The organism is Ruegeria sp. H7 (genome assembly GCF_056532945.1).
This window is the reverse complement of the sequence record NZ_JBQFNZ010000002.1, coordinates 284,083-297,537: the sequence shown is the minus strand read 5'-3', so window position 1 is coordinate 297,537 and position 13,455 is coordinate 284,083. Positions and strand designations below refer to the sequence as shown.

Genomic DNA, 13,455 nt, shown 5'->3' with positions numbered 1-13,455 from the left:
ATCACTCTTCCTCGAACAGCTCGCTTTGATCCTCATTCTCAGCGTCATCCTGCCCCTCTCCCATCGGTATTGTCCCGGGCGGAGGACGGTTTTCCAGCAACCCAGCAGCGCGCAGTTCTTTCAGCCCGGGCAAGTCACGGGCGTTTTCCAGCCCGAAGTGATCCAGAAACTGCGGCGTCACCACGAACGTCACCGGGCGGCCCGGCGTCATCCGGCGGCGACCGAGCCTGATCCACTCCATCTCAAGCAACTGGTCGATGGTCCCGCGAGAGACCGAGACTCCCCGGATTTCCTCGATCTCGGCGCGTGTGCAGGGCTGGTGATAGGCCACAATCGCCAACGTCTCGATAGCCGCGCGGCTTAGCTTGCGGGTCTCGACCGTTTCCTTCTGCATCAGAAAACCAAGATCGGCGGCGGTTCGGATCGCCCATGCGCCGCCGACGCGTACAACGCACACACCGCGCCCTTCATAGCGTTTCTGAAGTAATTCAACCGCTTGCCCCGCATTGCTGCCATGAGGCATCCGCGCTTCGAGGTCGGCAATGGTGACCGGCTCGGCGCTGGCAAACAGCACCGCTTCGACCATGCGTTCCTGCTCGGCCAACGGGGGCGCTTCGAACAGGGTACCGGTCTCTTCGGGGGTGTCAGTCACGTGTTTCGGTCCTCTTGCGCAATTGGATCGGGGCAAAGGTGTCGCTTTGCTTGATCTCCATATGTCCTTCTTTCACCAGCTCCAGCGAGGCCGCAAAGGTCGCCGCCGTGGCTGATCTGCGCCGCACCGGGTCGGCGTCCCAGCCTTGGGGCAGATAGGTCTCCATATCCGTCCATGTCCCCGCAAACCCGATCAGCGGGCGCATTCGTTCCAATGCCTGCTCCATCGTGAAGACGGCATCGCGGTCCATCACAAAGGGGCGGAATTCGTCGCGGGTGCGGATACGCGCATAGCCCTGCATCAGGTCCAGCAGCGTGGCGGAATAGGTCACGGTGCGGATGCGGGTCACATCCTCGCCCTGCCCGCGCTTGAAGAAATCGCGCCCCAACTGGTCGCGCGCCATCAGACGCGCGGCGGCGTCGCGCATGGCTTGCAGACGTTCCAACTGGAACGCCAGATGCGCCGCCAGTTCCTCGCCCGACGGCCCTTCGTCATCCGGGTCCGGCGGCAGCAGCAAGCGGGATTTCAGAAAGGCCAACCAAGCGGCCATCACCAGATAATCGGCGGCCAGTTCGATCCGCAGCGCCCGCGCCTTTTCAACAAAGGCCAGATATTGCTGCGCCAGCGCCAGAACCGAGATTTTTCGCAGATCGACCTTTTGCGTGCGCGACAAGGTCAGCAGCACATCCAGCGGGCCTTCGAACCCGTCAACGTCAACAATCAGCGCCTCGGCGGCCAGCCGATCGGCGACCGAGACCGGGTCTTCGCTGAAAAGGTTATCGTTCATATACCTGCCCGCCCATTAGGGCAGATAGTTCCGCCTCGGCGGCCTCAATGTCAAGTTCCGCAGGGGTTTTGCGCATGGTCAGGGCGCGCTCTGCGCGGGTCTGCGCCGCCTGCGTCATCTGGCCCGCAGCTTCCAGCACTTCGGCCCGTTCGGCAAAGCTACCATTGCAGTGCAGAACAACGTCACAGCCCGCCTGTAGCGCCTGCCGCGACAGGTCCGCGACAGAACCGCTGAGCGCTTTCATCGAGATGTCGTCGGTCATGATCAGCCCTTCAAACCCGATAACCTCGCGGATCACGCGCATCATCGGGGCCGAGATCGTGGCCGGGGTCTGGTCAATCTGTTCGAACACCAGATGGGCCGTCATCCCCATAGGCAGATCGTTCAACGCGCGGAAGGGCGCAAAATCAGTTTCGGTGAGTTCATCCAGCGACAGATTAACGCGCGGCAGATCGAAATGGGTGTCCAGCGTCGCCCGACCATGGCCCGGCATGTGCTTGACCACGGGCAGAACCCCGCCATCCAGATGCGCCTGAGCCACGGCGCGCCCGATCTGACCAATCGTGCCCGCATCCTCGCCATAACAGCGATTGCGCAGAAAGGCATGGGTTTCCGCCCGTGCGGTATCCACCATTGGGGCGCAGTTGCTGTCGATCCCAAGCTCGAACAATTCATGCGCAATCAGGCGATAGCGCAGATACATGGCCCGTTCCGCCTGATCCCCTGCCCGTTCGGCGTGATCCAGTGGCGGCATCCATTCGCGCGCCAGTGGCGCGCGCAGGCGCTGCACGCGCCCGCCTTCCTGATCGATTGTGATAGGACAGTTGCGCCCGACGGATTCGCGGAAATCATCGCGGAGCGCGCGCACCTGATCGGCGCTTTCGATATTCCGGGCAAACAGAATGAACCCGAACGGGTTCATCTCGCGGAACAAGGCCCTTTCATCATCGGTCAGCCGCAAACCTTCGGCATCGGTGATTACGGCCCCGAAACTCACCTGACGGCCACCGGGATGCAGTCAGCCCCTTGCGCCACCAGCGCGGCGCAGAATTGACGCGAGTCGCTCAGGTCTTCAAATCCCAGCACGCGCAGGCGATAAAACGTGCGCCCACCGCTTGAGGTTCGCTGAATAACACGCTGTTTACCATTCATATATTCGCCAAATCGACCATCCAGACGAGACCATTCCGCCTTGGCAACATCGGCGCTTTCGAACGCCCCAAGCTGTGCCAGACGGGTGCCCTTGCTCAGTGTGTCGGGGTCAACATCCAGACCAGTCGCGGCCTTCACGGCGGCATTGATCGCATCTTCTGAGGCAGCAGCGGCCGAAACACGGCGCGCGGGCCGCGTGTTAGGGCGAAGCGAGCGGCGCACACCCGGCAGTTCCGCAATCGCCGGATCAGGCAGAGATGCGGCCAGATCGGCGGGGTCAATGGCGGGTTCTTCTTCGGGCGTCGCCAAAGCGGCAACCTGCACACCGGGTTCTGCCTCTTGCTGATTCCGCGCAGCCTCGCCCGCCAGTTCAGCGACCAGTGCGTCAACCGCGTTCTGCCGCAGCTCCGCCGCCTCCTGGTTCGAAATCGGCTCTTCCACCACATGCAGCGCCTGGGTTGGCTTCAACTCTCCGGCGGGCAGGTCTTCGTCGGTCAGCGAGACCGGGCGTGGGGCAAGGATCAGGCGATCCGCAGGTGCTGCGGCCGAGCCTTCGGCAGCGACGGCATTGACGGCAAGCCCCTGATGGTCGGCGGGCTGGCCACCCGGATTTTCGGGTTGAATACGCATCGGCCCTTCAGCGGCGCGCACGACCGGGACGCCACTGACATCCCGCATGACCAACTTGTAGCTCCAGATACCGACACCGGCGACCAGCGCCAGAGAGGCCACCGCCCCCAGCACATTCACCGCTTTGCCCAGCCCAAACGAACTGCGCGACGCATCGTCAGCGTACGCATCCTGTGCATGCGGTTGATTCGTGTAATGCATATGCTCGGGGCCTTGCTGCCCCGAGTAATCGTAACTCGCCATGTCCGCCTCGCTGCCCGTTTGCGCCTTAAAAACACGGCGCGCGGGTCATTTCTTGCCTACCTCAGACCGGCGTTTCGGGCGATGTTGGTCACCGCATCTCCTGCGCCGGGGTAACGCCAAGAATACCCAAGCCCGCTGAAATCACAACAGAAACAGCCCGGGCCAAAGCGATTTTCGACTGGCTTGTGGCAACATCGCCATCCTGGATGAAGCGCAGTTGGGTTTCATCGTTGCCCTTGTTCCACAACGCGTGGAAATCCCCTGCGAGTTCATACAGATAGAAGGCAACGCGGTGCGGCTCATTGGTGCGCGCCGCGATTTCCACCAAGCGCGGCCATTCGGCCAGCTTCTTCGCCACGGTCAGTTCCGAGGCGTGATCGTTTTTGCTGAGGTCAGCACCTGTAAGCGTCGCATCATCGGCGGCAATCCCGGCCTCGGCGGCGCGGCGCAGCACGCTCATGACGCGGGCATGGGCGTATTGCACGTAGAACACCGGGTTCTCGCGGCTTTGTTCCAGCACCTTGTCGAAATCGAAATCCAAAGGCGCGTCGTTCTTGCGGGTCAGCATGACAAACCGGGTCACATCCGGCCCGACCTGATCGACCACATCGCGCAGCGTGACAAAGTTCCCGGCTCGTTTGGACATCTTGAACGGCTCGCCATTCTTCCACAGCTTCACCAACTGCGTCAGCTTGATATCCAGCGGCACCTTGCCATCGGACAGCGCCGAAACAGCCGCCTTCATCCGTTTGACATAGCCGCCGTGGTCCGCGCCAAACACGTCGATCAGCGCGTCAAAACCACGGCTCACCTTGTCATAGTGATAGGCGATATCGGGGGCGAAATAGGTCCACGAGCCATCCGATTTCTTGACCGGGCGGTCCACATCATCGCCATGCTCGGTCGATTTGAACAGGGTTTGCTCGCGCGGTTCCCAATCCTCGGGCTTCTTGCCCTTTGGCGGCTCCAGCACGCCTTCGTAGATCAGGCCCTTGTCGGTCAGCGACTCCAGCGCCGCCTCGATCCGTCCGGTGCCGTAGAGCGACTTTTCCGAGAAGAACACGTCCATCTCGACGCCCAGCGCCTTCAGGTCGGCGCGGATCAGGTCCATCATCGCATCGGTCGAAAACTCGCGCAGCTCTTCCAGCCACTCGCTTTCCGGCTTGTCGATCAGGCTGTCGCCATATTTCTCTTTCAGCGCCTCACCGATCGGGATCAGGTAGTCACCGGGATAAAGACCTTCGGCAATCTCAGGGCTGAGGCCATTGGCCTCGCGATACCGTTCATAGGCCGAGCGTGCCAGCACATCCACCTGCGCGCCGCCATCGTTGATGTAATACTCGCGGGTCACGTCATGACCCGAATAGGCCAAGAGGCTTGCCAAGGCATCGCCGAACACCGCCCCCCGCGTATGGCCCACATGCAGCGGGCCGGTGGGGTTGGCCGAGACATATTCCACGTTAACCTTCTGCCCCTGCCCCATGGTCGAGCGGCCATAGTCGGTGCCCTGCTCCAGCACCGCCGCCAGTACGCCCTGCCAGACGGTCGGCGCAAGCCGCAGGTTCAGAAAGCCCGGCCCGGCCACCTCGGCACTGGTGATGCGCGCGTCCTCGGCCAGTTTCCCGGCCAGCACATCGGCAATGTCGCGCGGCTTCATTTTCGCCGGTTTCGCCAGCACCATCGCCGCGTTGGTCGCCATGTCGCCATGCGCCGCATCGCGCGGAGGTTCGACCGCCACGTTGTCAAAGCTCAGCCCCTCGGGCAGCGCGCCTTCGGACTGCATCTGCGCCAGCGCGTCCAGTACAAGGGCGCGGATCTCGGAAAACAGGTTCATTACGGATGTCCTTTTGCTTGCCGCGCGGTTTACCACGCACCACGCCAAGGTCAATGGACGCCTAAAGTTTGCGCTTGGTTTACCGTCAAAGCCCGCTAGTGTCGGCAGAAATCCACGAACCGGAGATCCGACAATGCGCCTTGCCCTGCCGCTGAGCCTGATGCTGACCACTGCCCCGCCACTCTGGGCCGATATGCCCGCGCCGCAGGGCCATGTGCTGCTGACACTGGGCGGAGCCGTGACCGAGACCAACCTGCCCGCCCGCGGCCAGAATGACGGCGGGCTGCTGGGTTATCTTGAGGTCCAGCACGACGGCGCGGCTGGTTTCGATGCTGTGATGCTGGACGGGCTCGAACAGGTCGAGATCACCATAGCCTACGGCCCCGAGGGAAATCAGCGCGACATCGCATTCTCCGGCCCGCGCCTGTCAGATGTGATGACCATGGCCGGGGCCGAGGGGAAAACGGCAAAGCCGATGGCGATGGATGGCTATCAGGCCGAAATCCCGTGGGACAGCATCTCAGCACATCAACCGATTGTTGCCACGCACGTCGATGGAAACCCGATGGGCATCGGCGGTTATGGCCCGACCATGATCGTCTTCCCGCCCACCGACGACCCCGATCTGGCGCAGGAACAGGCCAGTCAGCAGGTCTGGGCACTGGCCTATATCGGGATCGAGTGATCAGCCTCCGGTCAGCCGCGCATGATCCTGCAGGGCGAACCGGTCCGTCATGCCCGCGATGTAATCCGATACGATCCGGGCCAAAGCCGTCTCATCACCGGCGGCTTCGATATCGTCATGCCAATGACCCGGCATCTGTTTCGGGTCATTCAGATAGATAGGGAACAGTTCCTCGACTACTTTGCTGACCTTGGCCCGCACCTCCATCACCGAAGGCGCGCGGTACATTCGCGTGAAAAGAAAGGCGCGGATTTCTTTCAACTGGGTCCAGAGATCGCCCGAGAACTGGATGACCGGAGACCCAAGGTGCCGGATATCTTCGACAGACCCCGCCCCCGACGCCGCGATCAGATCAGCCGAGGTGTCAATGACGTCCGAGACCATAACACCAAAGACCCGCCGCAGCGCTTCATGCCGACGGCGATAAGGGTCGAGACCCGGGTATTTGGCGTCCACCTCGGCAAAACAGGCCCCGACAATCGGTAGATCCTGAATGTCCGCATCCGTGAACAGGCCCGCCCGCAACCCGTCGAACAGATCGTGGTTGTTATACGCGATATCGTCTGAAAGTGCCGCCACCTGCGCCTCGGCGCTGGCATGGGTGTGCAGTTCAAGGTCAAACCCCTGATTGCATTCGGCCAGTGCCCAGGGCAGTTCGCCGACCACCGGGCCATTATGCTTGGCGATCCCTTCCAGACATTCCCATGTCAGATTGCAGCCATCAAACTCGGCATAGTGACGTTCCAGCTTGGTCACGATCCGAATGGCCTGCGCATTGTGATCAAACCCGCCATAGGGCGCCATCAGCGCGTGCAAGGCGTCCTCGCCTGTATGCCCGAACGGCGTGTGTCCCAGATCATGAGCCAAAGCCACGGCCTCGGTCAGTTCGGGGTTCAGCCCCAACGCCCCGGCAATGGTACGCGCCACCTGAGCGACTTCGATGGAATGGGTCAGACGGGTGCGATAGCTGTCGCCTTCATGCTCGACAAACACCTGCGTCTTGTGTTTGAGCCGCCGAAACGCGCTGGCATGAATAATCCGGTCGCGATCACGCTGAAAGCATGACCGGAAACTGCTCTCCTCCTCCGGCACCAGCCGCCCCCGCGCGCGGGCTGGGTCCGAGGCAAAACCCGCTCTTTCCAAAGGTCTTGTCCTTGTCGCCTGTCCTGAGGTTTCATATATTGTACCCGGCTTAGGAAATAAACCTTTGGAGATTGGCATGAATCTGCCCCCAACAGTCACGGAACGCGCCTTTGATCGCCTCGCCGAGATCGGCGCAGCGGATCAGGGTCAAGCCCTGCGCGTCGCGGTGGAAGGCGGCGGATGTTCCGGTTTTCAATACGAAATCGCACTGGATAAACCTCAGGACGACGATCTGGTTCTTGAGGGCAAGGGCCAAAAGGTCATCGTGGATTCCGTTTCCCTGCCGTTTCTTGAAAATGCCGTCATCGACTTCACCCAGGAACTGATCGGCGCGCGGTTTGTGATCGAGAACCCCAACGCCACCTCCTCCTGCGGCTGCGGCACCTCTTTTTCCATGTAGCGCAGGTGGGGGCCAGCCCCCACACCCCCGGGATATTTGTAGCCAGATGAAGCAGGGATCCGTCTCTTCATCTGGCCATAAATATCCCGGAGCGCGAGGCAGAGCCTCGCAAACCCGCCATCCGCCTTGCCGTTGGGCCGGTTCTGCGCGATAGGTTGCCCTGAGGCATCGGAGGAGCGCGCATGAAAATCGCCACGTTCAATATCAACGGCATCAAGGCGCGGGCCGAGGCCCTGCCCCGGTGGCTGGATGATGCGCAGCCCGATGTCGTTCTGCTGCAAGAGATCAAATCGGTGGACGAGAACTTTCCACGCGAGTTGTTCGAAGAGCGTGGTTACAATGTCGAAACCCATGGCCAGAAGAGTTTCAACGGGGTTGCCATCCTGTCGAAACTGCCGCTTGAGGATGTTTCGCGCGGATTGCCCGGAGATGACGAAGATGAGCAGGCGCGCTGGATCGAGGCAACCGTTGTTGGAAAGCAGGCCTTACGGATTTGCGGGCTGTACCTGCCCAATGGCAACCCGGCTCCGGGCCCCAAATACGACTATAAGCTTGCCTGGATGGAACGCCTATATGCGCGCGCCAAGGACTTGATGGCCAGTGAAGAACCCGCGCTGATGGCCGGGGACTACAACATCATTCCGCAGCCCGACGACGCCAAACGTCCCGATGCGTGGCGCGAGGATGCTCTGTTTCGCCCCGAGAGCCGCGCGGCGTTTCGCAAGATCCTGAATCTTGGGTTTACCGAGGCGTTTCGCGCCCGCACCCAAGGCCCCGGGCACTACTCGTTTTGGGATTACCAAGCGGGGGCCTGGAACAGGAATGACGGCATCCGGATCGACCATTTTCTACTGACGCCGCAAGCCGCCGACCTGATGCGCGACTGCCGGATTGATGCCGAGGTCCGTGGGCATGAAAAGCCGTCGGATCACGTTCCGGTCTGGGTGGATCTGGAGATCTGACAGATCAGGCGGTCACGTCGTGGCTGTAAATCCATTCGTACCGGCGCGTCAGATGCGGCCCCAGGGCTGAAAGCGCCAGCTGCGCGGCAAACCGCATGGGGCCTTGCAGGTGAAAGTTGCGGGCGTTTGCGGCAGCTGTGGCGACGACACGCTGGGCGCGAGGGATGCGTGTTGCCTCATAGGCCGCAAGGGCGCGGGCCACGCCCGATTGGTCCGTGAAGGACCGCGCCAATACCCAGGCGTCTTCCAGTGCCAGACAGGCCCCCTGCGCCATGAAAGGCAAGGTTGGGTGCGCGGCGTCCCCAAGCAAGGCAACACGCCCGTTTTGCCATGTCTGGGCGACGGGCCGCAGGAACAGCGCCCAGACATGCGCTTCCTTCACCTCGGCCAAAATATCGCGCACGGGGCCACCGAAGTCAGCGAACCGGGCGCGCAGATCATCTGGATCGCCCTGCTTGCGCCAGCCTTCTTCCTGCCAGTCAGACCGCTCTTCTACTGCCACGATATTCATGAGTTTCTGGTCGCGCAGAGGGTAAGTCACCACATGGCGGCGTGGACCCATTGTAAGGGTTGCGCGCGGCTCTGCTTCGGCACCACTCCACGGGAGCGTCGCGCGCCAGGCGACCTGATGGGTGAAACTGGGCATCTCGGGCCCGTTCAAGTCGGGCCGGATGGCGCTTCGCCCGCCATCGGCGGCTATGGCACATTCGGCGCGGAGGCGTTCCCCGTTAGCCAACACAATCTCGGCTTCTGCGGGGTGCTTGTGCACCTGGGTCACGCGCGCATTTAATCGTATGTCCACGCCCGCCTTTTTGGCCGCGTCATGCAGCAGATCCAGAAGATCGGCGCGGTGGTAGTAATAGGTCGCCCCCGCCGTCGGGCCCGGAACGCGGCTGATCACACGCCCCTTGCGATAGTCGGACAACACCGTGCCATAAGATCGCTGCCCCAGTTCGGGGATGTCCGAGACCACGTTCAGGGCGTGCAGAACGCGCATCCCGTTTGCGCTGATCTGCAGGCCCGCCCCGACCTCGGTCAAGGCGGGGGCCTGTTCCAGCACTGTCACCTGCGCCCCGCGTTGGCGCAAAGCCAGCGCTGCGGCCAGCCCGCCGATGCCGCCGCCGATGACACAGAATCTAAGCCCGTCGATATTCATGCCCTTGGCTTAACGCAAAAACGCCGAGGCGACAGGCCCCGGCGTTTGTGTTCTTGTGGATTCCGCAGCGATCAATCGTCGCGGTGAACCTTCTCGCGCCGCTCGTGGCGTTCCTGCGCCTCTAGCGTCATGGTTGCAATCGGACGTGCATCCAGACGTTTCAGCGAGATCGGATCGCCTGTCTTTTCGCAATACCCGTATTCGCCTTCGTCGATCCGGCGCAGGGCCGAGTCAATCTTGGCCACCAGCTTGCGCTGACGATCCCGGGTGCGCAGTTCCAGCGCACGGTCGGTTTCCTCGCTTGCGCGATCGGCGACATCGGGAATGTTTCGGGTATTGTCTTGCAGCCCTTCGATCGTGTCGCGGCTGCCTGCGAGTAATTCTGTCTTCCAATCCAGCAGCTTGCGTCGAAAATACTCAAGCTGCCGATCATTCATGAAAGGTTCATCTTCGGCCGGGCGGTAATCGTCCGGCAGAAAAACTTCCTGCTTCATATTTGCTCCCTCGGTATGGCCTGAAACGTCGGTAGCGGTAGTATCACCTGACATTTGGCACCCCCTTCTGCGCAGCGTTTATCCGACGGGCACACGATTGTCACTACACAAACGTAGGACCGGCGCGCCGGGTCGCTGGGCTGTCTAAATATGAGACTTGAAACAACAAAACGTTGTTTTTCAGTGGTCATACGCAGGTTTTTTTGGGGCAAGTTTCAACCGGCGGCACAACGGGGGACTTGCGAATCACGTAAAAGGGTTTGGAGTCGTTGCGATTTTCCGCTGAATCGACGCAGCGACCCGGGTTGTCAAAAACCCCACCCCTCTGTAACCCGGAACCAAGATTGCCCGCATCCGCGCGCTACCACATGAGGGGCCCATGACCGCACGTTTCCAAGGCACAGCCGAATATGTTGCCACAGACGACCTGAATATCGCCGTGAACGCCGCCGTCACGCTGGAACGCCCGCTGCTGGTCAAGGGTGAACCCGGCACTGGCAAGACCGAGCTGGCCAAGCAGGTGGCAGGCGCGCTTGGTCTGAAAATGATCGAGTGGAATGTGAAGTCCACCACCCGCGCGCAGCAGGGTCTTTACGAATACGATGCCGTCAGCCGGTTGCGCGACAGCCAGTTGGGTGAAGAGCGCGTGCATGATGTCGCGAACTATATCCGCAAGGGCAAGCTGTGGCAGGCGTTCGAGGCTGACGAAAAGGTCGTTCTGCTGATTGATGAGATCGACAAGGCCGATATCGAATTTCCCAACGACCTGCTGCAGGAACTCGACAAGATGGAGTTCCATGTCTACGAGACCGGCGAGACGATCCGGGCCCAGAACCGCCCCATCGTCATCATCACTTCGAACAACGAAAAGGAACTGCCCGACGCCTTCCTGCGCCGCTGTTTCTTCCACTATATCCGCTTCCCGGACGAGGCCACGATGCGCCGCATTGTCGAGGTGCACCACCCCGGCATCAAGGATGCGCTGCTGACCACCGCCCTGACGCAGTTCTACGAAATCCGCGAGACGCAGGGGTTGAAGAAAAAGCCCTCGACCTCGGAAGTGCTGGACTGGCTCAAGCTGCTCTTGGCCGAGGATCTGACCGCCGAGGATCTGAAACGCGATGGGGCCAATGCCCTGCCCAAGCTGCACGGGGCGCTGCTGAAGAACGAGCAGGACGTGCATCTGTTCGAGCGTCTGGCCTTTATGGCGCGCAGCAAGCGCTAAATTGCATTTGAACAGGCTGTGAACGCGGCTTGCCTTGCGACGGGGTGGATGTCAGCATCGAAAGACCTAAGCTTATCTCAGGAACAGGACGCATCGCTTGGCCAACGCACCGAAAATTCGCCCCCTCACGGCTGAGGACAGGGATCAATGGGCCGAGATGTGGCACGCCTATCTGGCGTTCTATGAAACCTCCGTCCCGGATGAGGTCTACGACACTACGTTTGAGCGCCTGTTAGGCGATGATCCGCAGGATTTCTCGTGCTTTGTCGCGGAACAGGATGGCAGGCTTGTCGGCCTGACGCATTATCTGTTCCACCGCCACGCTTGGAAGGTTGAAAAGGTGTGCTACCTGCAGGACCTGTTTGCCCGGTCCGAGGCACGCGGAACCGGGGTCGGGCGCGCCCTGATCGAAGCGGTGTACGATGAGGCTGACCGACAAGGCGCGCCGTCGGTCTACTGGCTAACGCAGGATTTCAACCACACGGCGCGAAAGCTATATGACCGGATCGGCACGCTGACGCCCTTTATCAGGTACAATCGCTCATGATCCGTTGGGGCGCGCTTGCTGCGGCACTGGTGCTTTCCGCCTGCGCATCCGTCGAACGGATCGAGCTGCCGGACAGCGTGAAAGTTGTCGAACGGTCACTGCCCCCGGCCAAGACGTTTTCAACGGCGCGCCCTACCCCTCCGGCGCGGTCGAACACCAACATCGCTTCGGACTTTGTCGATCTGCATTTCGCACTGGAAGGCGGCACAAAACTGCCGGTGTTCACACGGTTCGAAACGCCGGTCACGGTCCGTCTGACCGGCAGGCCCACGCCCAGTATGCAGCGGGATCTGACCAGTCTTCTGTCGCGGCTGCAACGCGAAGCCCGGATCGATATTCGCCAGATCACCGAGGGTCAGGCCAACATCACTATCGAAGCCGTCAGCCAGCGCGACATTCACCGCATCCTGCCAAACGCGGCCTGTTTCGTGGTGCCCAACTCTTCCAGCCTGGAAGAATACCGCCGCGACCGGCGCAAAATCAAAAGCAGCTGGACCGAACTGCGCCAGCGCGAGCGATTGGGAATTTTCATCCCCTACGATGTCAGCCCTCAGGAAATGCGCGATTGCCTGCATGAAGAACTGGCGCAAGCGCTGGGGCCGTTGAACGACCTGTATCACCTGCCGGATTCGGTGTTCAACGACGACAATATCCACACCGTTCTGACCGGGTTCGACATGCTGATCCTGCGGGCGGCCTATGCGCCCGAGTTGCGCACCGGCATGACCCGCGAACAGGTCGAGGCGGTGATCCCGGGTGTGCTGAGCCGTCTGAACCCGCGCGGCGATCGGCTGGCAGTGCAGCCATTGACCGAAACACCGCGCGAATGGATCGACGCCATCAACAAATCCCTCGGCCCCGGCCCCGGATCCCCCCGGCAAATGCGGGCCGCCCAACGGGCCGCCGAAATCGGTCGGCAACTGGGATGGACCGACCATCGCCGCGCCTATCCGCATTACCTGATGGGCCGCATGGTCCAGTTCCGCGATCCGGCAGCGGCGTTGCAACAATACCAGATCGCCATGCAGTTCCTGAACGCCACACCGGGAACCGAGGTGCACCGCGCCCATGTCACAACCCAGACCGCCGCCTTTGCCCTGGCGCAGGATCGCGGGCCAGAGGTACTGCCGCAGTTGGACAGCGCCATTGATGTGATGACCCGTGCTGAAAACGCCTCACTCCTCGCGACGTTGCTGCTGCTGAAATCCGAGGCGTTGAAGCAGGCGGGACAGATGCAGCAGGCACGCGCCGTCAGGGTGGACAGTCTGGGGTGGGCGCGATACGGGTTTGGCTCGGATTTGGTGGTGCAGTCGCTGGTGGAAAGCGGCGCGGCTGGACGTTTGGACAACAATACAAGCGGATGACAAACGAATGCTCGTAGTACTGGGAATGGCTGTTTTGGGTGCAATCCTGGGCGGTTTGAGCGCACGCAAGCGCAACGGCAACGCTGCGGATATGGCGCAATACGCGGCAGGCTATGGCATTGCTTTTGCCCTGGTGGGCCTGATCCTGTCGCTGATCCTTGTGCGGTTTGTGGGGTAGCCC

At 61.4% G+C, this 13,455-nt stretch carries 15 protein-coding genes; 7 read left to right on the top strand and 8 right to left on the bottom strand.

The window, feature by feature from the left end; translation table 11 throughout:
• Nucleotide 1: 1 nt before the first annotated feature.
• The 5 genes from scpB to argS all read right to left on the bottom strand — a co-directional run bounded on the left by scpB (nt 2) and on the right by argS (nt 5,298).
• Entirely contained in the window at nt 2–652 is a 651-nt protein-coding gene (gene scpB / locus ACR0AC_RS06495) for an SMC-Scp complex subunit ScpB (RefSeq protein ID WP_480872470.1), read from the bottom strand.
• Nucleotides 645–1,439 carry a segregation and condensation protein A gene (locus tag ACR0AC_RS06490; protein WP_170450066.1) on the bottom strand — a complete coding sequence of 265 codons (795 nt, stop codon included), beginning with the start codon at nt 1,437–1,439 and terminating at the stop codon, nt 645–647. Before ACR0AC_RS06490 ends, scpB begins: the two co-directional genes overlap by 8 nt.
• Nucleotides 1,429–2,436, bottom strand: coding sequence for a beta-N-acetylhexosaminidase (gene nagZ / locus ACR0AC_RS06485; protein ID WP_480872468.1), 1,008 nt, complete (start codon nt 2,434–2,436; stop codon nt 1,429–1,431). The genes ACR0AC_RS06490 and nagZ overlap by 11 nt, the downstream gene beginning before the upstream one ends.
• A complete protein-coding gene (locus tag ACR0AC_RS06480) occupies nt 2,433–3,464 on the bottom strand; it encodes an SPOR domain-containing protein (RefSeq protein WP_480872466.1) in 1,032 nt (343 codons plus the stop codon). The genes nagZ and ACR0AC_RS06480 overlap by 4 nt, the downstream gene beginning before the upstream one ends.
• A gap of 88 nt (nt 3,465–3,552) precedes the next feature.
• Nucleotides 3,553–5,298 (bottom strand): arginine--tRNA ligase, encoded by a 1,746-nt coding sequence (gene argS / locus ACR0AC_RS06475; protein WP_480872464.1) that lies wholly within the window; start codon nt 5,296–5,298, stop codon nt 3,553–3,555.
• Between the two features lie 133 nt (nt 5,299–5,431).
• Between argS and ACR0AC_RS06470 the strand changes: the two genes are divergently transcribed.
• The gene (locus tag ACR0AC_RS06470) at nt 5,432–5,983 is read left to right on the top strand and encodes a putative pterin-binding protein (protein WP_480580803.1); all 552 of its coding nucleotides are present in this window, start codon (nt 5,432–5,434) and stop codon (nt 5,981–5,983) included.
• Here the strand turns inward: ACR0AC_RS06470 and ACR0AC_RS06465 are convergent, their stop codons facing one another.
• On the bottom strand, nt 5,984–7,126 hold the full coding sequence (locus ACR0AC_RS06465) for a deoxyguanosinetriphosphate triphosphohydrolase (protein WP_480872463.1): 1,143 nt from the start codon (nt 7,124–7,126) through the stop codon (nt 5,984–5,986). It lies immediately after the preceding gene.
• A gap of 76 nt (nt 7,127–7,202) precedes the next feature.
• Here ACR0AC_RS06465 and ACR0AC_RS06460 point away from each other — a divergent pair, with 76 nt between their 5' ends.
• Both ACR0AC_RS06460 and xth read left to right on the top strand, forming a co-directional pair.
• Nucleotides 7,203–7,526, top strand: coding sequence for a HesB/IscA family protein (locus ACR0AC_RS06460; RefSeq protein WP_170450056.1), 324 nt, complete (start codon nt 7,203–7,205; stop codon nt 7,524–7,526).
• Nucleotides 7,527–7,708: 182 nt separating this feature from the next.
• The gene (gene xth / locus ACR0AC_RS06455; protein ID WP_170450054.1) at nt 7,709–8,488 is read left to right on the top strand and encodes an exodeoxyribonuclease III; all 780 of its coding nucleotides are present in this window, start codon (nt 7,709–7,711) and stop codon (nt 8,486–8,488) included.
• Between the two features lie 4 nt (nt 8,489–8,492).
• On the opposite strand, the gene ACR0AC_RS06450 is transcribed toward xth, so the two are convergent.
• Together ACR0AC_RS06450 and dksA are read right to left on the bottom strand one after the other, a co-directional pair.
• A complete protein-coding gene (locus ACR0AC_RS06450; protein WP_480872462.1) occupies nt 8,493–9,644 on the bottom strand; it encodes an FAD-dependent oxidoreductase in 1,152 nt (383 codons plus the stop codon).
• A 71-nt stretch (nt 9,645–9,715) separates the two neighbouring features.
• Nucleotides 9,716–10,138, bottom strand: a complete 423-nt coding sequence (gene dksA, locus ACR0AC_RS06445; protein ID WP_170450050.1) for an RNA polymerase-binding protein DksA — start codon at nt 10,136–10,138, stop codon at nt 9,716–9,718.
• A 379-nt stretch (nt 10,139–10,517) separates the two neighbouring features.
• Between dksA and ACR0AC_RS06440 the strand changes: the two genes are divergently transcribed.
• The 4 genes from ACR0AC_RS06440 (at nt 10,518) to ACR0AC_RS06425 (ending at nt 13,452) form a co-directional block, all read left to right on the top strand.
• Nucleotides 10,518–11,363, top strand: a complete 846-nt coding sequence (locus tag ACR0AC_RS06440; protein ID WP_170450048.1) for an AAA family ATPase — start codon at nt 10,518–10,520, stop codon at nt 11,361–11,363.
• Between the two features lie 97 nt (nt 11,364–11,460).
• Nucleotides 11,461–11,910 (top strand): N-acetyltransferase family protein, encoded by a 450-nt coding sequence (locus ACR0AC_RS06435; protein ID WP_480872459.1) that lies wholly within the window; start codon nt 11,461–11,463, stop codon nt 11,908–11,910.
• Entirely contained in the window at nt 11,907–13,274 is a 1,368-nt protein-coding gene (locus ACR0AC_RS06430) for a DUF2927 domain-containing protein (RefSeq protein ID WP_480781033.1), read from the top strand. Before ACR0AC_RS06435 ends, ACR0AC_RS06430 begins: the two co-directional genes overlap by 4 nt.
• Nucleotides 13,275–13,281: 7 nt before the next feature.
• On the top strand, nt 13,282–13,452 hold the full coding sequence (locus ACR0AC_RS06425; RefSeq protein WP_170450042.1) for a hypothetical protein: 171 nt from the start codon (nt 13,282–13,284) through the stop codon (nt 13,450–13,452).
• Nucleotides 13,453–13,455 lie beyond the last annotated feature (3 nt).